Origin of the sequence: Pseudomonas sp. TH32 (assembly GCF_016650855.1) — a bacterium.
Lineage (GTDB): Bacteria > Pseudomonadota > Gammaproteobacteria > Pseudomonadales > Pseudomonadaceae > Aquipseudomonas.
On sequence record NZ_JAEKFA010000002.1, the window covers coordinates 2,195,842 to 2,219,706 of the forward strand.

The following is a 23,865-nucleotide window of genomic DNA, read 5'->3' on the forward strand; positions in this document are numbered from 1 at the left end:
AGGTTGCGAGCCTTGATCATGGCAGATGCGGCACACCGGCGTATGACTAAAGCACCGCGCTTGGGTAATGTGGTGCCCTCGCCCGTCCATTTCAGGAGCATCGAATGCGCACCATCGGCCTTATCGGCGGCATGAGCTGGGAGTCCAGCGCCGAGTATTACCGCATCATCAACCAGAGCGTGCGCGACCAACTCGGGCCGCTGCGCTCGGCGCAACTGTTGATGTACAGCGTCGACTTCGGCCCGGTGGAGCAGGCCCAGCATGCAGGCCGCTGGGATGACGCAGCGCTGATCCTCGAAGACGCCGCCCGTCGCCTGCAAGCCGGTGGCGCCGAATGCATCGTGCTGTGTACCAACACCATGCATCTGGTGGCACCGCGTATTGAAGCAGCGGTGTCCATACCGTTTCTGCATATTGCAGACGCGGCCGGCGCGGCGGCGGTAGAGGCCGGCACCCTCACCGTCGGCCTGCTGGGCACCGCGTTTACCATGGAACAGGAATTTCTCAAGTCACGCCTGGCGGCCCAGGGGCTGACCGTGCTGGTGCCGGACGCAGAAGAGCGCCAGGCCGTGCACCGGATCATCTATGAGGAGTTGTGTGTCGGGGTGATCAGCGACGCATCGCGCGAGGTGTACCAACGGGTGATCGGGTCCCTGGCGGCACGCGGCGCCCAGGCCATCATCCTCGGTTGCACGGAAATCAGCCTGTTGATCAAACCGCAGCACAGCGACCTGCCACTGCTGGACACCACCGAGCTGCATGCGCAGGCTGCGGTGGCGTTTGCGTTGCAGGACGACTAGGCAGGCTTGCGGATGCGCGCCATGGTCAGGGTGTCGACGAATACGCCGTCACGCACGGCGTAATCCCGCAGCCGGCCTTCGGTCTCGAAGCCGAACTTGTGGTACAGGCGGTGGGCGGCTTCGTTGTCGGCGTACACCGTCAGTTCCACCCGGTGCAGGTTCATCCAGTTGTCCGCCACCTCCAGCGCGGCGCCCAGCAACCGGGAGCCCACGCCCTGGCCCTGCCAGGCGGTGGCCACGCCCATGCCGAACGAACCGACGTGGCTTTGGCGCACCCGCAAGTACTGTTCAAGGCCGAGCTGGCCGATCACCTCGCCGGCATGCAGCGCCACCAGCTGTAGCCGCCGCTCGTTGTCCTGCACCAGGCGTTTGCGCCAGGCCTCGACCGACTGGAAAGGCATTTGCAGCACCTGACGGCAGACAGCCGGATCGTTGTAGAGCGCAGTGACGCCTTCAAGGTGGGCCTCGGTGAAGCGCGTGATAACGATTTTGGGTTCAGGTGTGTGCATGGTGTTTCGTCCTGTGAAAAACACGTGGCCGACCAGTGTAGGCGGCACAGCGGCTTTTTGGCGAGCACAAATCCAGCCGCACATCGTGCATCTGTAGGATAGCGATCGCCCCTCGCAGCGCCGATACTTCACCCAGGCCCTGCCCCGTTTCGGCCTTCAAACCCTGTGACTAAAACAATAAAAAAGTCCCACAGAGGAACGCCCATGAGCCGCCTTGATCTTCCTGGCCTGTTACAGGCTTTCAGCACCCTGACGCTTGATCTGCAACGCCTGGCCCAACACCAGGACATTGAACAGTTTCATGGCCATGCCCTGACGCGCATCAGCCAGTTGCTGCCTTTCGACAGCGCCTGGTGGGGCCGTGCGGCGATCATCGATGGCCTGCCGGAGGAACACAGCAGCTACCTGCATCATCTGCCCGCCACGTACCTGGCCGACTGGCAATCGATCCGCCATGTGGACGTGACGGTCGGGCTGGTGCACGAAGCGCCCGGCCAGGCGGTGATTGTCGACATGCTCGACCCCGCCAACGGCCCGGGCCAGAACTGGTTGGGGCAGCGCTACGGCATTGGCGAGTTGTTGTGCGTGATTCACGTCGACCCGCAAACCCGCCTCAGCGATCACTTGAGCCTGTACCGCAAGCCCGGCGCGCCCCGCTACAACCAGGACGACTGCCAACTGCTGAACAACCTGATGCTGCACCTGGTGGCGTCGGTTTCGGCGAATCAGATCCGCACCCTGGTGGCCATGCGCGAAACCCTCACCAGCCCGCGCAACCTGGCCCTGGCGGTATGCGACCAGCGCGGGGTGTTGCAGTGTGCCGAACGCGGGTTTGTCGACCTGTTGCTCAGTGAGTGGCCGCAATGGAGCGGTCCCACCCTGCCGCTGCCGTTGGATGAACGCGGGCATGAGGGCAAGCACATCCACATCGAGGCCTCGGCCGTGGGTGACCAGTTTCTGTTGGCGGCGCGCATCAACCGCGCGCTGCCCCAACTGAGCCCGCGGGAAAACGACGTGGCTCAGGGCTTTGGCGAAGGCAAGACCTACAAGGAAGTCGCCCGCGACCTGGGCTTGTCGCCGAACACCGTGCGTCATCACATCCGCGCCATCTACAGCAAGCTTGGGGTCAAGGACAAGGCGCGCATCGCGCACTTGCTGCACGCCCCGCCCGACTGATCTCAGCCCTTTATCCATTGCTTTTTTGCGCTGTCGTTTTGACGGCCACGGGCGCCCTTTGCCCATTTTCCGCTGCCATCCATAACAGTCCATAAGAGATGCCTTGCGATGAATCACCCTACCTTGCGTCACCTGGCCATGCTGCTGGGCGGTACCCTGCTGAGCCTCGACAGCCAGGCTGCCGACCTCAACGCCCGGGATTTTTCGGCGCGCCGTCCGGCACCAGCCTCGGCGTGCTGTACTTGCCCGCCTCACGCTACGATGATTTCCACGGCCCGGCCGACACCACGGGCAAGGCCGACTTGAAGGTCAACGCCGTGGCGTACCGCCAGGTGTTTTTCACTGACGTCTGCGGCACGCTGTGCACCCCGCAATTTATCCTGCCCTTCGCCGACATCAACGCACGCTTGCCCGGCGCCAGCCAGCACACCGGCGAGAGCGGCTTTGGTGATCCGCAGGTCGGCGGCACGCTGTTTTTCATCAACGACCCGGCCTCGCGCACTTACAGCGGGCTGTTGAGCCTGATCACCGTGCCGGTGGGCGAGTACCACAGCAAAAACCCCGACGTGTCCCCCGGCGCCAATCGCTGGGGCGCGACCTTCGTTTACAACTACACCCAGGGCATGGGCGAGAAATGGGTGCTGGAAGCCAACCTCGAAGCCCAGCTGTACGGCACCAATGACGACTATTTCGGCAGCGACCTCAAGCAAGACCCCCTGTACCGCCTGCAAGCCTTCGCCTCCTACGACTTCAGCCCCGCCACCTACGGCGCACTGCGCCTGATCCATGCCGATGGCGGCGCCCTGCGCATCAACGACCAGCGCATCGACGACACCCATAAACGCTACACCCAGGTGGGTTTCGAGGTGGGTCACTGGCTCGACCGGCAGAACCAGCTGATGTTCAGCCTTTCGCAAAACGTCGCGGCGTCCAACGGCTACGCGGGCACCGACGCCCTGCTGCGGCTGGTCCATGTGTTCTGAATCACTTTCCCGGAGCTTGCCCATGAACACTCAGACCCACGCTGCAACCGCCGGCTATTCGGCGCGTTCCTGGCCCTTGCTGGCGGCGATCATCCTGTTCGCCGCCATCACCCCGACCATCCTGATGACCGCACCGGCGGTGGCCGCGCAACTGGCCAGCCAATGGCAACTGAGCCCGTCACACATCGGCGACCTGTTCTCCACCGAGCTGGGGGCGATGAGCCTGGCCACCTTGCCTGCGTTCTGGTGGCTCAAGCGGGTGGACTGGCGCCTGGCAGCGCTGGTGGCCGCCATTGCGTTCATTGCCGCCAACCTGCTGTCGATGCTCGCCGACACCTACGCCACCTTGCTTGCCTTGCGCTTTATGAGTGCCCTGGCGGGCGGGTCGCTGATGATCATCTGCCTGGCCAGCGCGGCCGCCACCGCCAACCCCAGCCGGATCTACGGCTTGTGGGTGATGGGGCAACTGGTGGTCGGCGCCGTCGGCCTCGGGGTGTTGCCCGGGTTGTTTGCGCGCTATGGGCTCGGCGCCTGCTACTTGATTCTTGCGGGGTTGATGACGCTGCTGCTGCCCCTGGCCCGCTGCTTTCCATCCGGCAGCCCGCCGCGCCAGCCAACCGACGCCGCGCCATTGCCGGGCTCCCGGGTTAAGGCTGCGCTGGGCATCGCCGGGATACTGACTTTCTATATCAGCCTCGGCGGCGTCTGGACCTTTATCGGCGCCATCGGCAGCAGCGCGGGGATCTCCGCACAACACAGCGGTGAAGTGCTGGCCCTGGCCACGGTGATGGGAATCGTCGGCGCCGGGTGTGCCTCAGTCATCGGTACGCGGCTGCCGCGCCTGCTGCTGTTGCTGGCCGGCTACGCCCTGATGGCGGGTGCCGTGCTGTTGCTGAGCGGAACGCCGACGCTGATGCGCTTTGCCCTGGCGGCGCTGCTGTTCAAGTTCACCTGGACCTTCATCCTGCCGCTGATTCTCGCCTGCCTGGCTGACCTCGACCGCAGCGGCAAGCTGATGAACACCTCCAACCTGGTGATCGGCGCCGGCCTGGCCATCGGGCCGGCGATTGCCGGGCGGCTGATCGAGGCCAGCGGCGGGTTTACCTCGCTACTGGTGGGCGGCGCCGCCATCACCTTGTTGTCCCTGGCGCTGATGCTCGGCAGCCGCACCCCGCCTGACGCTGTTTTAACCCGCTGAACTGGAGACTCTGATGAACCGATCCACTGCGTTTTTCTTTGATGAACTAAGCCTCTGGCACAGCGCCGGCCCCCACGCCCTGACTTTGCCGGTGGGCGGCTGGGTGCAGCCGCCTGCCGGCACCGGGCATGCCGAGTCACCGGAGACCAAGCGGCGTTTGAAAAGCCTGCTGGACGTGTCCGGGCTGAGCCGTCACCTGCAACAGCACAGTGCCGCCCCGGCCACGGAGGAGGATTTGCGGCGAGTACACGGCGCCGACTACCTGCAACGCTTCAAGGCCCTGAGCGATGCCGGCGGCGGCGAGCTGGGGCCCCAGGCGCCGATTGGCCCGGGCAGCTACGAGATCGCCAAACTCTCTGCCGGGTTGACCATCGCTGCGGTGGACGCGGTGCTGAGCGGGCACGTCGGGAATGCCTACTCGCTGTCGCGGCCACCGGGGCATCACTGCCTGGCGGACGGCGCCATGGGGTTTTGCTTCCTGGCAAACATCGCCATCGCCATCGAGGCGGCCAAGGCGCGCCGTGGGCTGGGCAAGGTCGCGGTGATCGACTGGGATGTGCACCATGGCAACGGTACCCAGTCCATCTTCGAAGCACGCGGCGATGTATTGACGATCTCCCTGCACCAGGACGGTTGCTATCCGCCGGGTTACAGCGGTGAACAGGATCGTGGCCACGGCGCGGGCCTGGGTGCGAATATCAATATCCCGTTGCCACCCGGCAGCGGCCACGCGGCGTACCTGCATGCGATGGAACGCATCGTGGTGCCGGCCCTGGAGCGGTTCGAGCCCGAACTGATCATCGTCGCCTGCGGTTACGACGCCAACGCCGTCGACCCGCTGGCGCGGATGCTGCTGCACAGCGAGTCGTTCCGCCTGATGACCCGCACGGTGCGTGAGGCTGCCGAGCGGCTGTGCCAGGGCCGCCTGGTACTGGTGCATGAAGGCGGCTACAGCGAGGCCTACGTGCCGTTTTGCGGGCTGGCGGCGCTGGAGGAATTGGCCGGCGTGCGCACGGCGGTGGAAGACCCGATGCTGGCGTTTGTCCAGCTGCAGCAGCCCAAGGACGCGCTGCTGGGCTTTCAGCGCCAGTGGGTCGACCAACTGGCGCAGGGCTTTGAGGCTTAAACCGCCGAGGCCGCCAGGCGCCAGACCCGGGCGATGTCCGAGGCGCGTTCGCGCAACAGGCGCGGCGCCTCGCTGCAGGCCTGCTCCAGGGTAGTCGGGCCGGACGGCAAGGCGAACGCGGCATCCACACCGTGGGCGTACATCTGCTCATAACCCTCACCCAACGTGCCGGCGATCACGATCACCGGCACGTTGTGCTGTTTGGCAATCCGCGCCACGCCAAACGGGGTTTTGCCCCGCAGGGTCTGGGCGTCGAAACGGCCTTCGCCGGTGATCACAAGGTCGGCGCCGCGCACGGCGTGTTCAAGTCCCACCAGTTCAGCGACGACTTCAACCCCGGCACGAAATTGCGCGCCCAGGAACGCCTTGGCGGCGAACCCCAAGCCACCGGCGGCGCCGCTGCCGGGCTCGTCACGCACGTCTTTCGGCAAGACTTTCGCGCAGTGATCGGCGAAATGGCCGAGGGCGGCGTCCAACTGCTCGACTTGTTGGGGATTGGCACCTTTTTGCGGGCCGAAAATCGCGGAGGCACCGTGGGAGCCGCACAGCGGGTTATTCACGTCGGCAGCGATTTCGAAGCTCACCTCGGCCAGGCGTGGGTCCAGTTGTTCCAGGCTGATGCGCGACAGCTTGGCCAGTGACAGTCCGCCCAAGGGCAATGCGGCACCTTCGGCATCAAACAATTGCACACCGAGGGCCAGCATCGCGCCGGCGCCGCCGTCGTTGGTGGCGCTACCGCCAATCGCCAGGATGATGCGCCGGGCGCCGGCATCCAGTGCCGCGCGGATCAGTTCGCCAGTGCCAAAGGTGCTGCTGGAACAGGCATCCCGCTTACCCGGCGGCACCAACTGCAAGCCGCTGGCCTCGGCCATTTCGATGATTGCAGTGTGGCTTTCGGCCAACCAGCCCCAATGCGCATCAATGCGGGCGCCCAACGGCCCTTGCACGTTGGTGCTACGCAGCTCGCCCTGGCAGGCGGCGAGTACCGACTCCACCGTGCCCTCACCACCGTCCGCCATCGGGCACTTGATCAGCTCGGCGTCGGGCCACACCGTGGCCAACCCCTCGGCAATGGCATTCGCCACGCCTTCGGCACTCAGGCTGTCCTTGAACGAGTCGGGGGCGATGATGATTTTCATGGGCTTTCTCCGGTTTTTATAACGCCCATGCTGCCAGTTGGCTCAGGCAATAACGCCGGTCCATTGCACAAGAGTGGCTGGGGTTTGTTGTTCATTTCGACAAAGCCTGGGGCAAGAGCTGCACGCCGAGGTACAACGCGAGCATGCCGTCGAGGGTCAGCGGGTCAACGCCGCTCAACTCGGCAATGCGCTCCATGCGGTAGCGCAGGCTGTTGCGGTGGATGCCCAGCGCATCGGCGCAGGCCTGGCTTTGCCCGTCGTGGTCGCACCAGCTGCGCAGGGTCGCCAGCAACTGGCCGTTGCTGTCCTTGGCCAGCACCTTGCGCAGCGGGTTGAGCAGTTCGTCGAGGGCATCGTCGTTGCGGTGGCGCCAGAGCATCACCGGCAGTCGGTAACGGGTCAGGGTCAGCAAGCGTGATTCGGGCAACACATCGCGGCCATAGGCGAGCAGATCGCCGACGCGTCGGTAGCAACGGCGCAGCCCGGCCAGGCCGTCCGCCTGGCCGCCGACGGCAACCCTCAGGATGTTCCAGCCCAGGCCTTCGAGCTTTTCCAGCAGGCGCGGGTTGTCGACTTGCACTGACGCCGGCCGGCACCACAGCAGGGAAAACTGCGCGGAGCTGACGCACCAGCTGTCGGGGTAGCGCGAGGTCAGCCAGGCGCTCAAGGCCTCGGCCGACTGGCCGCTGCCCAGTTCAAACAGGTACGGCGTGCGCGCCAATTGCGGCTTGAGGCCCAGTTGCTGCGCTTCGTCCACCAGGCGCGGCGAATCGCCGGTCTCGGCCAGCAGCAGCGCCAACAGATCATCGCAACGCTGGCGGCGCCATTGCTGCTCGGCTTGCTGGTGGCGCTGGCTCACCAGCATTTCGGCGGTCATGCGCACCAGCTGGGCATAGGTGCGCAGCACTTCCGGCTCGCCGGTAATACCCAGCACGCCGATCAGGCGCTGATCGTGCAACAACGGCAGGTTGATCCCGGGCTGCACGCCCTTGAGGTGCTTGGCGGTCTGGCTGTCGATTTCCACCACGCGCACGTTCGCCAGCACCAGTTGCGCGCCTTCATGGCGGGTGTTGATACGCTCCGGTTCGCCACTGCCCAGAATCAGGCCCTGGCTGTCCATGACGTTGACGTTGTAGGGCAGGATCGCCATGGTGCGATTGACGATATCCTGCGCCAGGTCATGATCCAGCTCGAACATGGGGCTAAATTCCTGAAAAAACGGGTTGTTCATAGGCACAGCGCAAACCATGCCTGACTGTGCGCGAGCACAAAGACATCACCCCTTGAGGTGGCCGAGACTCATTGGGCGATCAACGTTACCCTCGCATCGCGAAAAATCATAATAAAGAGAGACTGCCATGTCACAGAGCGCCGCTGTCACCCAGGCCACCGATGACGATAAAAACGCCGTATACAAGCGCATTACCCTGCGCCTGATCCCCTTCATTTTCATCTGCTACCTGTTCAACTACCTCGACCGCGTCAACGTCGGCTTTGCCAAGTTGCAGATGCTCGACGACCTGAAATTCAGCGAGACCGTTTACGGCCTCGGTGCCGGGATTTTCTTTATCGGCTACGTGCTGTGCGGCGTACCGAGCAACCTGGCGTTGACCCGGTTTGGTCCACGGCGCTGGATTGCGCTGATGATGATCGTCTGGGGTACCCTGTCCACCTGCCTGCTGTTCGTCACCACTCCCACCCATTTCTACGGCTTGCGCCTGTTGACCGGCGCCGCTGAAGCCGGTTTCTTCCCGGGTGTGGTGCTGTACCTCTCGCAGTGGTTCCCGACCTTCCGCCGTGGGCGGATCATGGCGCTGTTCATGTCGGCGATCCCGGTGTCCGGCTTGCTCGGCAGCCCGTTCTCCGGCTGGATCCTCAACCACTTCGCCGCCGGCCAGGGCGGGCTCGCAGGCTGGCAGTGGATGTTCCTGCTGCAAGGCATCCCGACGGTGATCCTCGGCGCCCTCGCCTACTTCCTGCTCAGCGACAGCTTTGCCAACGCCAAATGGCTCACGGCCCATGAACGCGCAGTACTCGAAGCCGACCAGGCGACCGACCTGGCCAACAAGCCGAAAACCACCAGCGACTCGCTGCTGGAAGTGTTCAAGAACCCGGCCATCTGGGCGTTCGGCCTGATCTACTTCTGCATCCAGAGCGGCGTGTACGCCATCAACTTCTGGCTGCCGTCGATCATCAAGAACATGGGTTTCAGCGATAACCTGGTGATTGGCTGGTTGAGTGCAATCCCGTATTTGCTGGCGGCGGTGTTCATGCTGCTGGTGGGCCGCTCTGCCGACTTGCGCAAGGAGCGTCGCTGGCACTTGGTGGTGCCGATGCTGATGGGCGCGATCGGGTTGGTGATTGCGGTCAACTTTGCAACCACGCCGGCGATTGCGATCCTCGGCCTGACCATCGCCACCATGGGCGCCCTCACCGGTCTGCCGATGTTCTGGCCGGTACCGACCGCCATGCTCAGCGCAGGCGCTGCGGCGGGTGGCTTGGCGCTGATCAACTCCATGGGCCAGATGGCCGGGTTCCTCAGCCCGTATATCGTCGGGTTTGTGAAGGATGCCACCGGGTCTACCGACATGGCGCTGTACTTGTTGGCGGCGGTGATTGTGGCGGGCAGTGTGCTGGCGTTGCGGATGACACGGACACTCAAGGCCTGACATCAGGGTAAACCGGCGCTGTCGACCTCCACGGCGGCGCCGGTGTTTTTATATTCAAAATACCGCCGGACACCCGTATTCACTTCAACGCCAGGGCCAGGTAACAAACAGGCTACAAACCTTACCTAACCTTTACTCTGGCGCCGCGTAATCCCCTCAAAAAGCACTGTCTGAAACGTATGCCCGGGAATATGATTAAAACCGGTTCGATGCATAAGTAGAGGACTTGTCATGATCAGTCGACTCTCAAAAGTGAAAGTAGCCCTCGTGCTGATTGCCACCCTCGCTATCGCGGGGCAGGCAGAAGCCCGTGGCGGGTACGGCTATGGATGGGGTCACGGTGGCTACCGTGGTGGTTGGGGCTGGGGGGCCCGGCGTTGCTGGGGGCCGTGGTCGGCGGGCTCGTCGTAGGCTCGGTCGTCGCCAACTCCCAGCCGCCGGTCTACGTGCAACAGCCGGTTTACGTCCAGCCGCAGCCGGTGTACATCCAGCAACCTCCGCCGGTGTACTACCAGGCGCCGCCGCCTCCAGGCTACTACTACCCGCCACAACCGGTTCCGGCGCCGCGGTACTAATTCTGCAGGTTCGTATACGACCTCGGGCGTTTCGTATGACGCGCTCTTTGCAGAATTATCAGCTCTATCCAGATGCCCTCTCAGGGAGGGCATCTTGCCAACCTGTCAGTTGGCTATATAAAAACCCCGTTTAACACCTGTCAACTTTGACAGTATCTCGCCTCCTTGGCATTCATTAGGATCGAGTCATCAGATTTCCAATCTGACAGACGAGGACAATCACAATGAATCGGCCCACTCCCTCCCCTGTTATCCCCTTTGCGAAGGGCTCCTTTACTGCCGAGATCAGGGGCTATTTTGCACATGAATTTGATGGCCAGGTTTTTGAGCTGCACCAAGAGCCCTATGCCTGGACCCTCACCGCGCGCCAGGTCATCGAGCACCCTTATCAATCGTATACATTCACAATTATATTGCCGCTGGACCTTCCCCAGGATGGGAGCAAACACACCTATCGCTTTGGCGCCTCCGGCGCGGGCGCGATTCTGTTTTCTCAAGGCATTAATTTTCAGGCGACGGAAGGCGAAATAACCGTTTCCCTGAAGAACAACAGGATGAATGCGACTTTTAACTTTTTCGCAACCACCACGCAAAACGGGCAGACCTATACCGTCAACGTTTCCAGGGGCGTTTTTGACGTACATAACGGAACTGGCGAATTTCTCGTGGCGCTGAGCGGCGCGTCCCCTCCCTTTGCTGAATTTCGCGCGAAAGACGTCACTATTGTTTATGAAGATCCTGTAGTTATCCCACCCTACTACCAGGTCATAGGCAGGGAGTTCATCGACTGGCCGCCCGATCAGCACTTCTTTACGGTCTACGTAGAGCAAGGCGTTGCTCCGGGAGAATATAGCCTCGGCGACAATGACGCGAAGGTAAGAGTCATCATCGGCCAGCGCGCAGGCATCGGCATTTACAACGCGTACAGCGGCAAAATCAGCCTGGAATCTTTGCCGGAAACGGGTCATGCCAAAGGCGATTTCAAAGCACAATTCAGGACCGCAGACGATCGCGAGTTTTACGCAGAAGGCACGTTCGATGTCGTTGACCGATAAAGCATGTTGAGCACCCTTGCGGGAGAAAAACACCCAGCCTCAGACGGCTGGGTGCAATAACGCTGGCGACTTTTTTCGACTTACAACAAGCCGCCACCATCCACATCAATCACGCTGCCCGTGATAAACCCGTTCTCCATCGCCAGCACATACCCGGCAGCCACTTCTTCGGCCTGCCCCACTCGCCCTACCGGCAACGCCCCGCCGGCCTTGGCAAACATCGCCAGCCGCTGTTCCTCGGACAACCCGGCATACGCCTCGGTGTCGATCACCCCCGGGCTGATCACGTTGACCCGACGTGGCGCCAGCTCCTTGGCCAACTGCTTGCCCAGCGCCTCAGTCGCCGCATTGATCCCGGTCTTGATGAACTGCCCCGCCACCGCTCGACGACCCAGTTGGCCCGAGGTCAGCGTGATGCTGCCGTGCTCGCCGAGAAATGGCAGCGCCGCCTGGATCGCCCGCAGCGAACCCCAGAGCTTCACGTTGTAGTTGTCTTGCGCCAGGTTCAGGTCAGTCTCGATCAACGTCTTGGCCTGCACCGCAGGGCCTGCGGTGTAGACCAGATGGTCAAAACGCCCCACTGTTTCAAACAGGCGCTGCAACGAGGCGACGTCGGTCACATCCACCTGCTCGCTGCGCACACCGTTCTCCACGGTTGAAGACAAGCGCCGTCCGGCCAGCACCACGTGGGCCCCGCGTGCCACAGCCTGTTTGGCCACGGCTGCACCAATGCCGCTGCTGCCACCGATGACGATGACGGTTTTGCCGTTGAGGGGAGAAGTCATGGAGAAATACCTGGTTGGGAAAATGAGGTTTCATCTTCCCAGCTTGGCAATCCTTGAAAAATCCCGGTAAAACGACAAGATCTTTAAAGGATTTTTACAGATGAGTTCGATCCTCGACCTTGAAGTCTTCGTGCGTACGGCCGATACGGGCAGCCTGTCCGCTGCGGCTCGTAGCCTCAGCCTGACTCCGGCCGCAGCCAGTATCGCCCTCAAGCGCCTGGAAACCCGCTTGGGCATCCGGCTGCTGGCGCGCTCCACCCGCAGCATGCGGCTGACCGAAGAAGGCCGGCGCTACCTCGACAGCGTGCGTGTGGCCCTGGAGGCGTTGTCTGAAGGCGAACAGGCGATCAAGCAGCAAGGCCAGAGCTTGAGTGGCTTGCTGCAATTGGCGGCGCCCTCGGATTTCGGGCGCAATGTGCTGCTGGGCTGGCTGGACGAGTTCAAGCTCGAACACCCGAACGTGCGCCTTCAGTTGCTGCTCAACGACAGCAATGCCGACCTGTTCCGCGAGACCGTCGACATTGCCCTGCGCTTTGGCGTGCCACGGGATTCCAGCCTGGTGGCCCTGCCGGTGGTGCCCGATCACCAGCGCGTGGCGTGTGCCAGTCCTGAGTATCTGGCACGCCATGGCACACCGCGCACGCCCCAGGACTTGGCGCAACACAGCACCCTGCGCTACATGCGCCAGGGCCGTGCGAACAACACCTGGTACTTTCGCCAGGGCGCCCTGCTCCAGGAAGTCGAGGTGACAGGCGACTACCTGAGCGATGACGGCGAGATCGTGCGGCGCTGGGCGCTGGCCGGCCACGGCATCGCCTACAAAGCGCGGCTGGATGTGGCCCGCGATATCAAGGCCGGGCGCCTGGTGCCGTTGCTCACCGATTGGCAAGGCGAGCCGACGCCGTTCAATTTGATGTGCCCGCACCGGCTGCAAGTGTCGGAACGGGTCAAGGTCCTGCACCGCTTCCTGCAACAGCGCTGCGCCGAACTATTACCGCAATAACCGTCGCAGGGCTTGTTCCAGAGCCTTGCTCTCTGGTATTGGGTAAGTACTGTCTCCCCCTTTTGAGGTGTTCACGATGATTTACCGCACACTGGGCCAGTCCGGGTTGAAAGTCAGCGCGCTGACCCTGGGCAGCATGATGTTTGGCGAGCAGACCAACACTGAGGATTCGCTGCGCATCATCGACAAGGCCTGGGACCAAGGCATCAATTTTATCGACACCGCCGACGTCTACACCGGCGGGCGCTCCGAGGAAATCGTCGGTGAAGCCATCGCCCGCCAGCGCCAGGATTGGGTGCTGGCCTCCAAGGTGGGCATCGGCCCGGTGGATGGCCTGCCAAACCGCAGCGGCTTGAACCGCAAGCGGATCTTCAATGCGCTCGAAGCCAGCCTGACGCGCCTCGACACCGATTACCTGGACATCTACTACCTGCACCGTGAAGACCACAATACGCCGCTGGAGGTGACGGTTTCGGCCATCGGCGACTTGATCCGCGAGGGCAAGATCCGCCATTGGGGCCTGTCCAACTACCGCGGCTGGCGCATCGCTGAAGTGATCCGCGTGGCCGAGCGCCTGGGGGTGGACAAGCCGATCATCAGCCAGCCGCTGTACAACATCGTCAACCGCCAGGCCGAGGTGGAGCAGATCACCGCCGCTGCCGCGTATGGCCTCGGTGTGGTGCCTTACAGCCCGCTGGCCCGTGGCGTGCTCAGTGGCAAATATGCGCCGGACGTGACACCTGAAGCCGGCAGCCGCGCCGGGCGCCAGGACAAGCGCATCCTGGAAACCGAATGGCGCGTCGAGTCCCTGCGCATTGCCCAGCAGATCCAGCAATACACCCAGGGCCGCGGCGTAGGGATTGTCGAGTTCGCGATTGCCTGGGTGCTGAACAACTCGGCGGTCAGCTCGGCGATTGTCGGGCCGCGCACCGAGGCGCAGTGGGACGCCTACACCGGCGCGCTGGAGGTGAAGATCACGGCGGAGGATGAGGCGTTTATTGATTCGCTGGTGACACCGGGGCATGCCTCGACGCCGGGATTCAATGATGTGAGCCATTTCGTGTCGGGTCGGATTGCACGATAGCCGAGCGGCCTACACCTGCCCTGTGGTGAGGGGGCTTGTCCCCTCACCACAAAACAGCGCAAACATCTCGCCGCAAAAGCACTATATTCCCTCCCTGAAATCTCCCCTCTTTTGTAGCCATCGGTTTTCGCGAGGACAGCGTGTCTAAAGGTGTTGTGTTATCGGTATTGGCCTCGGTGTTGTTTGCCGTGATGTATTACTTCACGTCGCTGCTCACGCCCTTGAGCGGCCTGGAGATCTTCGGCTGGCGGATGCTGCTGACAGTGCCCTGCATGACCGTGTTCATGATCGTCAGCGGCGAGTGGCGCCGCGCCTGGGAGTTGGTTCGGCTGGCCGCAGCCAAACCCGGTTTGATCGGCGGGCTGGTTTTGTCTTCGGCCTTGCTGGGGGTGCAGTTGTGGCTGTTCATGTGGGCGCCGCTCAACGGTCGCAGCCTGGATGTATCGCTGGGGTATTTCCTGCTGCCGTTGACCATGGTGCTCACCGGGCGCCTGGTGTATGGCGAACAGCTGTCACGCCTGCAAAAGGTCGCGGTGTTTTTTGCAGCCTGCGGCGTGCTTAACGAGTTGTACCAGGTAGGCGGTTTCTCCTGGGCCACGCTGGTGGTAATCATCGGTTACCCGATCTACTTCATCGTGCGCAAACGCCTGAAGACCGACCACCTTGGCGGGCTGTGGCTCGATATGGCGCTGATGTTGCCGGTGGCGTTGTGGTTCGTCCAAAGCGGCGAACAGGGCTTTGCGGTGCTCGATGCCCACAAGGGGTTGTACGCCTTGATCCCGATGCTGGGCGTGATCAGTGCATCGGCACTCGTGTGTTACATCGTCGCCAGCCGCTTGTTGGCCTTCAGCCTGTTCGGGCTGCTCAGCTATGTGGAGCCGGTGCTGTTGCTCGGGGTGGCGTTGCTGCTGGGAGAAAGCATCAAGGCCGGTGAGTGGCTGACCTATATACCCATCTGGCTGGCGGTGATGGTGCTGGTGTACGAAGGGTTCAAGCACCTGGTTCGCCAGCGCAAAGCCTGATTGCAGGCAAAAAAAAGCCCGGTCGCGGATATCCACGACCGGGCTTTTTTACATCAACCATCAGTCAGCGGTGAGCACACCACGACGTACCTGGTCACGCTCGATGGATTCGAACAGCGCCTTGAAGTTACCTTCGCCGAAACCGTCATCACCTTTACGCTGGATGAACTCGAAGAACACCGGGCCCATCAGGGTTTCCGAGAAGATCTGCAGCAGCAGGCGCTTGTCGCCCGCCACCGACGAGCCGTCCAGCAGGATGCCCCGCGCTTGCAGTTGGTCCACCGGCTCACCGTGGTTCGGCAGGCGGCCTTCGAGCATTTCGTAGTAGGTGTCTGGCGGCGCGGTCATGAAGCGCATGCCGATCTTCTTCAGCGCGTCCCAGGTCTTGATCAGGTCGTCGGTGAGGAACGCCACGTGCTGAATGCCCTCGCCATTGAACTGCATCAGGAACTCTTCGATCTGGCCGGCGCCTTTGGACGATTCTTCGTTCAGCGGGATACGGATCATGCCGTCCGGGGCGCTCATGGCCTTGGAGGTCAGGCCGGTGTACTCGCCTTTGATGTCGAAGTAACGCGCCTCACGGAAGTTGAACAGCTTCTCGTAGAAGTTCGCCCAGTAGACCATGCGCCCGCGGTACACGTTGTGGGTCAGGTGGTCGATGACTTTCAGGCCGGCGCCCACCGGGTTGCGCTCGACGCCTTCGAGGTACACGAAGTCGATGTCATAGATCGAGCTGCCTTCGCCGAAGCGGTCGATCAGGTACAGCGGCGCGCCGCCGATACCCTTGATCGCCGGCAGGTTCAGTTCCATCGGGCCGGTTTCGATATGGATAGGCTGGGCGCCCAGTTCCAGAGCCCGGTTATAGGCCTGTTGCGAGTCCTTGACGCGAAACGCCATGCCGCACACCGACGGGCCGTGCTCGGCCGCAAAGTAGGAGGCGATGCTGTTGGGTTCGTTGTTGAGGATCAGGTTGATCTCGCCCTGGCGGTACAGGTGCACGTTCTTGGAACGGTGAGTCGCCACTTTGGTGAAGCCCATGATCTCGAAGATCGGCTCCAGGGTGCCCGGGGTTGGCGATGCGAATTCGATGAACTCAAAGCCCATCAGGCCCATTGGGTTTTCGTACAGGTCTGTCATTTTCGGTGCCTCATCATTCTTGTCATTAACGGATGTCGTTAGTTGCCAGCAAGGATGAGGTGGGCAGGCGGCGCACAGGAGATACCCCGCACGCTGCGGGCGAGGAAGTCACCAAAGATGAGGGCGGACCCGAGTAGCTTCATGATTACATCAGTCTCTTACGGGCGAGGCTTGCGTTAGCGCAAGTCCTTATTCTTGTATGCGTAAATCGATTCTACACAGCGTAAACAGATTTGTCCGTACTCTTATCAAATCCCCATTGCCCGGGCGCGCGCAAGGGGTTTGTTGCACAGGTAGATGCCCAGCAGGATCACGACCCCGCCCATCAGCATCGGTGCGGTCAGTTGCTCACCGAGCAGCAAAGCGCCGCAGATGACCGCCGTCAGCGGATTGAGGGCGATGAAAACGCCCGCGCGGGTGGCGCCGATACGGCGCAGGCCATCGTAATAGCCGATATAGGCCAGCGCCGAGCCCAGCACGCCGAGGTACAACAAGCTCGTCAGTTGGGGCAGATCGATGGCGCCCAGCGCGGCCACCGTCAACCGGCCCGTCGCCAGCGTGGTGATCGTCAGCATCAGTGTGCCCAACAGGATCGACCAGGTCACGGTTTGCAGCGGGCCCAGGCTCTGGTTGAGGTGGCGGGAAAACAGCGAATACACGCCCCACCCCACCACACAGCCAAAAATCAGCAGGTCACCGATCCAGGCGTTCGCGGCGCCCTGCAATAGCTGCGGGTTGCGACTGACGATCACCAGCCCCGCACCGCCCAGGCACAGCGCGATTCCCAGCAGTTTGAGCGACCCCAGGCGCTCTTTGAACAACACCCACGAAGCCAGGCCAATCACCGCCGGGTTCAGCGCCACGATCAGCGATGCACGGGACGCGTTGATGTACTGCAGGCCGAAGAAAAAGCACAGGTTGTAGAAAAAGATCCCGAAAAAGCCGAGGACGGTCAGTTGCGCAAGCTGTGCGTTGGTCGGGCGCACCAGTCGAATTCGCGCCGCGCCCAGGAAGACCAGCAACGCCAGGCTGGCCAGCACAAAACGCACGGTCGCCGCCAGCAGCGGGTCCAGGCCAGCGGCCAGATAACGCCCGGCAACGAAGGTGCCCCCCCAGATCATGGTCACGGCCGCCAGTTTCAGATACGTGAGACGGTCGGAGGTCGGTGTCATCGGATTTCTACTCAAACATTCAGGATTGGCTTATTGTTTGGCTAATCCTTTGTCATCGTAAAATGAGTAAATACTCATGACCCTTACCCAGCTGGAAATCTTCTCCCTGGTGGCCGAGCTGCAAGGTTTCACCAGCGCTGCCAATCGCCTGGGCATCAGCCAGTCGGCGGTGTCCCACGCAATCAAATCCCTGGAGCAGGAGTTGGGAGTGGAGTTGATCCGCCGCCATCAATCCCAGGTCGAACTCAGTGATATCGGCCAACAACTGCTGTTGCGCGCCCGGGCCATGCTCGGGCTGGCCAACACACTGCAACAGGAAGCCGCCGACGCCCGCGGCATGAAACGCGGCACGCTACGCATCGGGTCGTTCGGGCCCACTTCGTCGATTCGATTGTTACCCAGGATTCTGCAGCGCTTTCGCCAGTTGCATCCGGGCATTGAGGTGCATGTGGATGAAGGGCCGGATCGGCAGGTAATGCAGTGGCTGGAAGAGCGGCGCGTCGACGTGGCGTTCGTGGTCATGCCCGAGGAACGTTTCGATACGTTCCCGTTGATCGAGGATCAACTGGTGGCCCTTCTGCCCGTAAACCATCCTTCAGCCCATCAGCCCTGGATCAGCTTGAAGCAGCTATGCAACACCCCGTTTATCCTGACCCAGGCCGGGTCTGCCGAGCTGGTGTCGCGCCTGTTCCTCGGGGCCGGGCTCAAACCGGACATCCGCTACCGCTGCTCGCAGTTGCTGAGCACGCTGGACACTGTCCGGCGCGGGGATGGCGTGACCATCGTTGCCGAGTTGTCACTGCCGCAGACGAACGATCCAGGTTATTTGAAAAAGCCACTGGCACCTGCCGTCAAGCGCCAGGTGGGGCTGGCGGTGCTGGATCAACGCCAATCGTCTCCCGCCACCCTGGCGTTTATAAAGCTGGCAACCCAACTGGATTACTCATCGGACGTCCATTCGGCTTGATGGCGTTGTGTTGAGCCGTTGTCGTCAATGGTCGTGAAGCTTATCCCGGGTTTGTCCCGGGACCGGTCCGCCCCTGTCAGAAGCACCACCTCGGCCGAATGCGGCGCGATCATCGGCGGGTCGTCGCTACTGCTTTGCGCGCCATTGACGGTCAACACTACGTTGGAAAGGGTCACGTAATAGGCGCTGGGATTGCTGACCCCAAGCCTCGGTTCCGGCCCCGCAAGCTTGCGCCATTTCAGCGCCCGGGCAGCCTCCAGACTGGACATCGACAGCGCCTTGGGCCGCAGAAACAGCTTGATCCGCGTGCGAAACGCCACTTGCACAGTATTGGCGTGGCCTTCGGGGCTGGGAGGAACGCCCAGTACGTTGAGCCAGAATACCGACTCCCGGTCCGTGGGCAGCGCGGCGCCCTCCCTCTCGTTGAACGTCAGTCGCAACGCCTTGCCTTGCCCCGGCTCCATGCGCACGATGGGCGGGCTCAGGCTAAAAGGCACATCGCTGAGTTCGGGTGCCAGCTGCGCATCCCCGTCGTCGATCCAGGCTTGTACCAAGCGCGGACCACTGCTCTCGTTTTTCAGATTGACCGTGACCTCCCGTGCCGGCGCCGCATAGACCACCCGGGTGCGATCAATCACGATTTCCGCGCGGGGCAAGCTCGAAAACAGCAGCAACGCCAGGCCTGATGCAAATCCCGCCGGGTTCAAAATCCCCGGCATCAGCGATAGGCCATGGTGAACGTTGCCACACCGTTTGCCGTGCCTGGGGTAATGCTGGAACCGGTCTGGATATAACGGGCGGTCAGCGGGATAGAAAACGTACCGTTGCCTGTGCTGCCTGCCAACCATTGGTTGGGGTTACCGATGGCCGAGGAGTCGGCGCCATAGCGGATCAGCGTAGGCCCGCGCAACAGTTGCAACGCCACACCGCCGGCGGTTGAGCCTCCGGCCAGGGACAACACGTCGGTACGGTTGGCCGGTTGGGTCTGGTCGGTCACCGTGACGAATACATCGAGCGTGCTGCCGCCACCGCCCCCGCAATTGAGTCGGATGCTTTCGGTGGCACTGCCGGCATGACTGCCGACCCCTTTGAATGCGCTGACCGTCACTTGCCCCAGAGACATTGGCACGGAAGGCGTGGTAACGCTGCAGGTGGGTTTTAGCGGAGCGTTTATAACAACCCCGGGAATGATGAATCGGACGTCATTGTGGATGATCAAATCGAGGGGACGCAGATCAAAAGTTGCTACCTCCTGGGACCTGATGGTTCCTCCGACTGTAGGCCCAATCGCCACAAGAAAGACGCGTACGTTCGCCCCCCAGGCGCCGGGTTTGTTTTGCGTGGTTCCGTAAAGAACGGTGAGTCTGTCACTCAGTGCAACCATTGGACGGTTGGGGTCCTGAGCCGCCACTGCTATCCCCACCCCCGGCACATTCGTGCGATAGACACGTATGCTCAGACCCAACGCGTTAAGGCGAACGAGTGAGTCTTCCCCACCCACATAGCCCCGCATAACCGACTCAGCATATCTGGGGTGAAATATGTCCGTGTAAGTACAGCGCATCACGGATTGACTGTTGAAGGCATACCCGCTCGTATTACCGATTACCTGCCCGACTGCCGTTCCGGGAGGTACTGTGATGGGCGACGGGATGGAGATAACAATGTCTCTCGCCCCGCTTGGCTGACAGGTTCCAAATGCGAAAACACTGGACGATGCCACCAGACCGCACAGTATCAATACGCCGCGCCCAAACCGATTCCCTGCCTTGGTCCACGTTCGGCGCCCAAGCTTGGTGACCATTGAACGACAGAAGCGGATGGCCATGTTCCCAACTCTCCAAGAATAGTTTGAGTGTTCCAATAAATCGTACATTTTCATATTCCTGTCACCGCGTGCGGTGCCCGCATCACCACGCATTGGCCTTGCAGAAAATCGGTATTGACTTGCCGCTCGCCACTGATTTGTTTCGGCAACTGATAGTCGATACTGCATTGCCCGCCCGCCGCATCGCTCCATTTCACGGTCAGCACTCCGCTGTCCGCGATCCCCCGCACAAACGCCTTGCTGGCCTGGCCGACCACGCCCACTTCCCGGCCCTGCTCATCGAACACCTGGGCGGCGAATGGCAGTGGCTGGCCGTTTTTCTGCGTGGCCTTGAGTATCACGGCACGCCCGCTGATGGTTTCGAAGGTGATCAAGGTCACTGCGCCCAACGTCGGCGCCACCGTCTGGGTTGACTCCTTCAGTTCCACATCGAGGGAGGTGCCTTCGGGATCGATTTCAACCACGTTGTTCTGGAAAGCCCTGAGTGACGGCACGACTGCGTAGCCGCTGCTGTCGATACGAGTACCGCCAGCGCCGCCCAGCATCGCGCCTTCGGCATTCGGCGCATGAACCAGCGTCGAGGCCTCCCCAGGCTTTGGGACAAGGTCATGCCACCCGCGTGAGCAACAACCGCACCATCGGCACTGAAGGACAGCTGCGAACTGTCCCTGCTCTGCCCATAACCCACCCGCACGTTGGCCGCACGCGTGCGGTAGCCCGCATAGGTATTGACGTCGCTTGAAGTGCTGTCCCCGCTGGTGCTGCGGTTAGCGGAAATCCCGTAGCTGCCTTCGGCATTTTCCCCGTACAAACCATTGATCCCCACTTGCTGCTGGGTGGAGCGGGACGAACCGGTGTCACGGGATAACGAGGTATTGATACTGGGCGAATTGAAGTCACTGCCCAATGGCATCGACAGGGACAGCATGAAGCGATTGTCAATGCGGCCCTGTTGCGCGGTGCGCCCAAAAAACACCTCGTCAGCGAGTTCACCATCAGTCAGTCGGCGGGTGTCCTCGATCCGCGAACGCTGGGCCGAAAGGTTCCAATTGACTTTTTTCCAACTCGCTCCGTAGCCCACTGTAAACGAGGTCTGGCGGCCTTGCTGCTGCCCCCAGTAATCGACCGAGCTGCCATACAGGCTCAACGTACCGTCCCCGAATTTTTGGCTGACGGTCAGGTCAATACGGCTTTTCTGACGGGCATAGCCATTGATGTCTTCGTTCCGGCGCCCGAGATCACGCACGTTGATTGCATCGGGCAAGCTGAGAAAACCGTCCGACGAAAAACGATAGGCCCCCAGCAAAAAATGCGTACCCGAGCTCGGCAAGTTCTTGTTGTAGCCCAGGCCAAAGCTATGGCCGGATAAATTGCCCTGCCCCGGCACACTCGTGCGTGACCCGCTGCCGTCCAGGGAAAACGCGCCAAGGGGCGTACTCACCGCCACGCCGACCTTGCCCTGGTTATAACCTTCAGAAAATGAGCCGCCGCCATACAACGTCAGCTCGTCGGTCAGGCCTCGTTGTAACGTGCCCTGGAACACCGATGGAGCCTTGCCTTCGATTCCCCGCTGCTGCACCTCGCCCAAGGTCGCGCTGTATTGGGTGGCGTCGGCACGCAACAACTGTGGGGTTACGGAGTAAGGCACTACAAAGGTGTTCCGGCGCCCATCCACTTCGGTCACGCTGACGGTCAGGTCGCCACCGGAGCCAGTGGCAAACAAATCACTGATGACAAAGGGACCTGGAGCAACCTTGGTTTCATAAATGGTGTAACCGTTCTGGCTGACCGTGACGGTGGCATTGCTGCTTGCCACACCACGAACCTGCGGCGCATAGCCTTGTTGCGATTGCGGCAACATGCGCTCGTCGGTCGCCAGGGTCACGCCGCGTATGCGGACCCCGTCGAGAATCTGCCCACTGCTGAAGCTGTCGCCAATGGTCAGCTGTGACTTCCAGGGGGCGATGCTGCGCTGCACGTAAGTCGCGGTATTTTGATAAGGCTGCAAGCCAGTGCGAGAGTTTTGACTCAGGGCGCCCTGGTGCCGCAAACGCCAACTGCCCAGGTTAACGCCCGTATTGATGCCCAGGTAGGATCGGTCGTCTACGTTGCCCGAGGTGCGGGCCGACGTACTGAAGTTGTAATTGAGCAAGCCGGCGGTGACGCCGTCATCCCAATAGGCCGGATCGACATAATCCCGGGCGGATTGCTTGAGGTAGAGCTGCGGAACGCTGGCAGACCACTCCAGCGTCGAGGCATCAAAACTGCTGCTGGCCAGCGGGATCCATTGCCCCAGGTCGCCGCAGAGCGCGCCGTCCAGCCGCGGGCTGGTTTTCACGTCAGGGCCGGCGTCGCGATCAACGTTGTCCCACGCAATACCCAGCTGCTCCAGCATTTGCGGGGAAAAACAGGGCACGGCGCCGCTTTTCGTATCGAGGGCGATAAAGTCGACATCGCGCCGCCCCACGCGCTGACCATTGACGATGATATCAACGCGGTAAACACCCGGGCTCATGACGTTGCCGGTATTGAAACGGGACATGTCCACCGTGGCCGCCGTACCGCCGGAGAACGCTCCCAGATCAAAGGTCGGCGTGGTCGCAAAAGCCATCTCGGAGGAGATCAATACCGCGCCGAACAGCCCGCCAAGCATCAACCTTCCAGGTTTGAAGGGCAAAACCGGGGCGCAACGGTACACCCGTAGTTGAACGTAAGTAGGCATAGTCAGGACTTCAGAAAGGGCGTTAGGGCAATCTGTTTTCAACAGCGAACGGTGGGTGCTGCCATGCAGCCGACGTCAACAGCCAGGTGTTCGCGATCACAATTGCAGGGCGGCGCGCTGCGTGGGCGAAAACGCGCCGTAGTCATTGATGTACTTGAAATGCACTTCGGCATCGGCAGGGATAACGGCCACCGCCCCGCGAATCGGCAGGCTCAGCGTTCCGCGCGGCACGATCATGCCCGCCTCCACCGGGAGTACTCTCGCGCCCGGCTGCGCGCCCATGGACACGGCTATTTCATTGAACGTGACGTGATACGCCGAAGGGTTCTGAACCTGCAATACGACGCCCTTGGCGTTGCGCTGCAGACTGAAGCGCAGCTGTGTCGGCGCCTCATCTGCCTTGCCGGGCAAGCCGGTCGGCCGGAAGAACACCTTGGTACGGATACGGAAGGCAAATTGCAGATGATTGCGCTCACTCTCCTCCGTTGATTTGTCAAACTCGTCAACCCGGGCGGGCACTTCCAGCACATTCAGCCAGAACAAGGACTCCCGGTCGCTGGGCAGTGGCTCCTTGTTGTAGGCCAGGCGCATGGCCTGCCCCTTCCCCGCATCCAGGCGAAAGACCGGAGGCGAAAGACTGAAAGGAACGTCGTTCAGCTCTCGAGCCTGGTGCTGATCACCGGCATCCACCCAGGCTTGTACCAAGCGAGGAGCCTGCTGGTCATCATTGCTCAGCTGGATCGTGATCTCACGGCGCTGCTCTGGATAAATCTGCCGCGTACCGTTGATAACGACCCCGGCACAGGCCACTTGGGCCACCTGGCTCAGGCCGAGCCCCACTACAGCCCACGTCAGAAAACGGCTGAGTGTCGTTGAAAGATCGAACATTGTGTATTCCTTGATAGACAATTGTCT

At 61.7% G+C, this 23,865-nt stretch carries 20 protein-coding genes and 3 pseudogenes; 12 read left to right on the top strand and 11 right to left on the bottom strand.

Annotated features, from left to right (window positions below):
- The first annotated feature begins 104 nt into the window (after positions 1–104).
- Positions 105–800, top strand: coding sequence for an aspartate/glutamate racemase family protein (locus tag JFV30_RS13510; RefSeq protein WP_201124274.1), 696 nt, complete (start codon positions 105–107; stop codon positions 798–800).
- Here JFV30_RS13510 and JFV30_RS13515 read toward each other — a convergent pair.
- Positions 797–1,309 (bottom strand): GNAT family N-acetyltransferase, encoded by a 513-nt coding sequence (locus tag JFV30_RS13515; RefSeq protein ID WP_201124275.1) that lies wholly within the window; start codon positions 1,307–1,309, stop codon positions 797–799. The two genes, JFV30_RS13510 and JFV30_RS13515, sit on opposite strands and share 4 nt — an antisense overlap.
- A 204-nt stretch (positions 1,310–1,513) precedes the next feature.
- Here JFV30_RS13515 and JFV30_RS13520 point away from each other — a divergent pair, with 204 nt between their 5' ends.
- From JFV30_RS13520 to JFV30_RS13535, 4 genes and pseudogenes are all read left to right on the top strand, one after another.
- The gene (locus JFV30_RS13520; RefSeq protein ID WP_201124276.1) at positions 1,514–2,485 is read left to right on the top strand and encodes a helix-turn-helix transcriptional regulator; all 972 of its coding nucleotides are present in this window, start codon (positions 1,514–1,516) and stop codon (positions 2,483–2,485) included.
- A gap of 108 nt (positions 2,486–2,593) precedes the next feature.
- Positions 2,594–3,468: pseudogene (locus tag JFV30_RS13525) on the top strand (transporter).
- Positions 3,469–3,490: 22 nt separating this feature from the next.
- Positions 3,491–4,666, top strand: a complete 1,176-nt coding sequence (locus JFV30_RS13530; protein ID WP_201124277.1) for an MFS transporter — start codon at positions 3,491–3,493, stop codon at positions 4,664–4,666.
- A 13-nt stretch (positions 4,667–4,679) separates the two neighbouring features.
- Positions 4,680–5,792 carry a class II histone deacetylase gene (locus tag JFV30_RS13535; RefSeq protein ID WP_201124278.1) on the top strand — a complete coding sequence of 371 codons (1,113 nt, stop codon included), beginning with the start codon at positions 4,680–4,682 and terminating at the stop codon, positions 5,790–5,792.
- Here the strand turns inward: JFV30_RS13535 and JFV30_RS13540 are convergent.
- Together JFV30_RS13540 and JFV30_RS13545 are read right to left on the bottom strand one after the other, a co-directional pair.
- Complete coding sequence (locus JFV30_RS13540; RefSeq protein WP_201124279.1) at positions 5,789–6,931, bottom strand: glycerate kinase; 1,143 nt, start codon at positions 6,929–6,931, stop codon at positions 5,789–5,791. The genes JFV30_RS13535 and JFV30_RS13540 overlap by 4 nt on opposite strands.
- A 91-nt stretch (positions 6,932–7,022) precedes the next feature.
- On the bottom strand, positions 7,023–8,129 hold the full coding sequence (locus tag JFV30_RS13545) for a sugar diacid recognition domain-containing protein (protein ID WP_010171361.1): 1,107 nt from the start codon (positions 8,127–8,129) through the stop codon (positions 7,023–7,025).
- 160 nt (positions 8,130–8,289) lie between these two features.
- On the opposite strand from JFV30_RS13545, the gene JFV30_RS13550 reads away from it, so the two are divergent.
- From JFV30_RS13550 to JFV30_RS13560, 3 genes and pseudogenes are all read left to right on the top strand, one after another.
- Positions 8,290–9,600 carry an MFS transporter gene (locus tag JFV30_RS13550; protein WP_201124280.1) on the top strand — a complete coding sequence of 437 codons (1,311 nt, stop codon included), beginning with the start codon at positions 8,290–8,292 and terminating at the stop codon, positions 9,598–9,600.
- Positions 9,601–9,831: 231 nt separating this feature from the next.
- A pseudogene (locus JFV30_RS13555) lies at positions 9,832–10,175 on the top strand (hypothetical protein).
- 224 nt (positions 10,176–10,399) lie between these two features.
- A complete protein-coding gene (locus JFV30_RS13560; RefSeq protein WP_201124281.1) occupies positions 10,400–11,230 on the top strand; it encodes a hypothetical protein in 831 nt (276 codons plus the stop codon).
- Positions 11,231–11,310: 80 nt separating this feature from the next.
- Here JFV30_RS13560 and JFV30_RS13565 read toward each other — a convergent pair whose 3' ends face one another.
- Positions 11,311–12,015 carry an SDR family oxidoreductase gene (locus tag JFV30_RS13565; RefSeq protein WP_201124282.1) on the bottom strand — a complete coding sequence of 235 codons (705 nt, stop codon included), beginning with the start codon at positions 12,013–12,015 and terminating at the stop codon, positions 11,311–11,313.
- A 100-nt stretch (positions 12,016–12,115) separates the two neighbouring features.
- Here JFV30_RS13565 and JFV30_RS13570 point away from each other — a divergent pair, with 100 nt between their 5' ends.
- The 3 genes from JFV30_RS13570 (at position 12,116) to rarD (ending at position 15,124) form a co-directional block, all read left to right on the top strand.
- Positions 12,116–13,018, top strand: coding sequence for a LysR family transcriptional regulator (locus JFV30_RS13570; protein ID WP_010171369.1), 903 nt, complete (start codon positions 12,116–12,118; stop codon positions 13,016–13,018).
- Between the two features lie 76 nt (positions 13,019–13,094).
- On the top strand, positions 13,095–14,102 hold the full coding sequence (locus tag JFV30_RS13575; protein ID WP_169388596.1) for an aldo/keto reductase: 1,008 nt from the start codon (positions 13,095–13,097) through the stop codon (positions 14,100–14,102).
- A gap of 140 nt (positions 14,103–14,242) precedes the next feature.
- Positions 14,243–15,124 carry an EamA family transporter RarD gene (gene rarD, locus JFV30_RS13580; RefSeq protein WP_169388597.1) on the top strand — a complete coding sequence of 294 codons (882 nt, stop codon included), beginning with the start codon at positions 14,243–14,245 and terminating at the stop codon, positions 15,122–15,124.
- 60 nt (positions 15,125–15,184) lie between these two features.
- On the opposite strand, the gene hppD is transcribed toward rarD, so the two are convergent.
- Both hppD and JFV30_RS13590 read right to left on the bottom strand, forming a co-directional pair.
- The gene (hppD, locus tag JFV30_RS13585; RefSeq protein WP_201124283.1) at positions 15,185–16,261 is read right to left on the bottom strand and encodes a 4-hydroxyphenylpyruvate dioxygenase; all 1,077 of its coding nucleotides are present in this window, start codon (positions 16,259–16,261) and stop codon (positions 15,185–15,187) included.
- A gap of 248 nt (positions 16,262–16,509) precedes the next feature.
- On the bottom strand, positions 16,510–17,433 hold the full coding sequence (locus JFV30_RS13590) for a DMT family transporter (protein ID WP_201124284.1): 924 nt from the start codon (positions 17,431–17,433) through the stop codon (positions 16,510–16,512).
- 76 nt (positions 17,434–17,509) lie between these two features.
- On the opposite strand from JFV30_RS13590, the gene JFV30_RS13595 reads away from it, so the two are divergent.
- Complete coding sequence (locus tag JFV30_RS13595; protein ID WP_201124285.1) at positions 17,510–18,400, top strand: LysR family transcriptional regulator; 891 nt, start codon at positions 17,510–17,512, stop codon at positions 18,398–18,400.
- Here JFV30_RS13595 and JFV30_RS13600 read toward each other — a convergent pair.
- From JFV30_RS13600 to JFV30_RS13615, 5 genes and pseudogenes are all read right to left on the bottom strand, one after another.
- The gene (locus tag JFV30_RS13600; RefSeq protein ID WP_201124286.1) at positions 18,373–19,119 is read right to left on the bottom strand and encodes a fimbrial biogenesis chaperone; all 747 of its coding nucleotides are present in this window, start codon (positions 19,117–19,119) and stop codon (positions 18,373–18,375) included. The two genes, JFV30_RS13595 and JFV30_RS13600, sit on opposite strands and share 28 nt — an antisense overlap.
- Complete coding sequence (locus tag JFV30_RS33515; protein ID WP_342215107.1) at positions 19,119–20,396, bottom strand: fimbrial protein; 1,278 nt, start codon at positions 20,394–20,396, stop codon at positions 19,119–19,121. Before JFV30_RS33515 ends, JFV30_RS13600 begins: the two co-directional genes overlap by 1 nt.
- Entirely contained in the window at positions 20,279–20,656 is a 378-nt protein-coding gene (locus tag JFV30_RS33190) for a FimD/PapC C-terminal domain-containing protein (RefSeq protein ID WP_446739875.1), read from the bottom strand. Before JFV30_RS33190 ends, JFV30_RS33515 begins: the two co-directional genes overlap by 118 nt.
- A pseudogene (locus tag JFV30_RS13610) lies at positions 20,651–22,950 on the bottom strand (fimbria/pilus outer membrane usher protein); the annotation flags it as partial. The gene JFV30_RS33190 and the pseudogene JFV30_RS13610, both read right to left, overlap by 6 nt.
- Positions 22,951–23,046: 96 nt before the next feature.
- Complete coding sequence (locus JFV30_RS13615; protein ID WP_201124288.1) at positions 23,047–23,838, bottom strand: fimbrial biogenesis chaperone; 792 nt, start codon at positions 23,836–23,838, stop codon at positions 23,047–23,049.
- Between the last annotated feature and the right edge of the window lie 27 nt (positions 23,839–23,865).

Bases quoted from the DNA above. Each gene is read 5' to 3' on its own strand.
- JFV30_RS13510 (WP_201124274.1), top strand. From the start codon at position 105: ATGCGCACCATCGGCCTTATCGGCGGCATGAGCTGGGAGTCCAGCGCC.
- JFV30_RS13515 (WP_201124275.1), bottom strand. From the start codon at position 1,309: ATGCACACACCTGAACCCAAAATCGTTATCACGCGCTTCACCGAGGCC.
- JFV30_RS13520 (WP_201124276.1), top strand. From the start codon at position 1,514: ATGAGCCGCCTTGATCTTCCTGGCCTGTTACAGGCTTTCAGCACCCTG.
- JFV30_RS13530 (WP_201124277.1), top strand. From the start codon at position 3,491: ATGAACACTCAGACCCACGCTGCAACCGCCGGCTATTCGGCGCGTTCC.
- JFV30_RS13535 (WP_201124278.1), top strand. From the start codon at position 4,680: ATGAACCGATCCACTGCGTTTTTCTTTGATGAACTAAGCCTCTGGCAC.
- JFV30_RS13540 (WP_201124279.1), bottom strand. From the start codon at position 6,931: ATGAAAATCATCATCGCCCCCGACTCGTTCAAGGACAGCCTGAGTGCC.
- JFV30_RS13545 (WP_010171361.1), bottom strand. From the start codon at position 8,129: ATGTTCGAGCTGGATCATGACCTGGCGCAGGATATCGTCAATCGCACC.
- JFV30_RS13550 (WP_201124280.1), top strand. From the start codon at position 8,290: ATGTCACAGAGCGCCGCTGTCACCCAGGCCACCGATGACGATAAAAAC.
- JFV30_RS13560 (WP_201124281.1), top strand. From the start codon at position 10,400: ATGAATCGGCCCACTCCCTCCCCTGTTATCCCCTTTGCGAAGGGCTCC.
- JFV30_RS13565 (WP_201124282.1), bottom strand. From the start codon at position 12,015: ATGACTTCTCCCCTCAACGGCAAAACCGTCATCGTCATCGGTGGCAGC.
- JFV30_RS13570 (WP_010171369.1), top strand. From the start codon at position 12,116: ATGAGTTCGATCCTCGACCTTGAAGTCTTCGTGCGTACGGCCGATACG.
- JFV30_RS13575 (WP_169388596.1), top strand. From the start codon at position 13,095: ATGATTTACCGCACACTGGGCCAGTCCGGGTTGAAAGTCAGCGCGCTG.
- hppD (WP_201124283.1), bottom strand. From the start codon at position 16,261: ATGACAGACCTGTACGAAAACCCAATGGGCCTGATGGGCTTTGAGTTC.
- JFV30_RS13590 (WP_201124284.1), bottom strand. From the start codon at position 17,433: ATGACACCGACCTCCGACCGTCTCACGTATCTGAAACTGGCGGCCGTG.
- JFV30_RS13595 (WP_201124285.1), top strand. From the start codon at position 17,510: ATGACCCTTACCCAGCTGGAAATCTTCTCCCTGGTGGCCGAGCTGCAA.
- JFV30_RS13600 (WP_201124286.1), bottom strand. From the start codon at position 19,119: ATGCCGGGGATTTTGAACCCGGCGGGATTTGCATCAGGCCTGGCGTTG.
- JFV30_RS33515 (WP_342215107.1), bottom strand. From the start codon at position 20,396: ATGCAGTATCGACTATCAGTTGCCGAAACAAATCAGTGGCGAGCGGCA.
- JFV30_RS13615 (WP_201124288.1), bottom strand. From the start codon at position 23,838: ATGTTCGATCTTTCAACGACACTCAGCCGTTTTCTGACGTGGGCTGTA.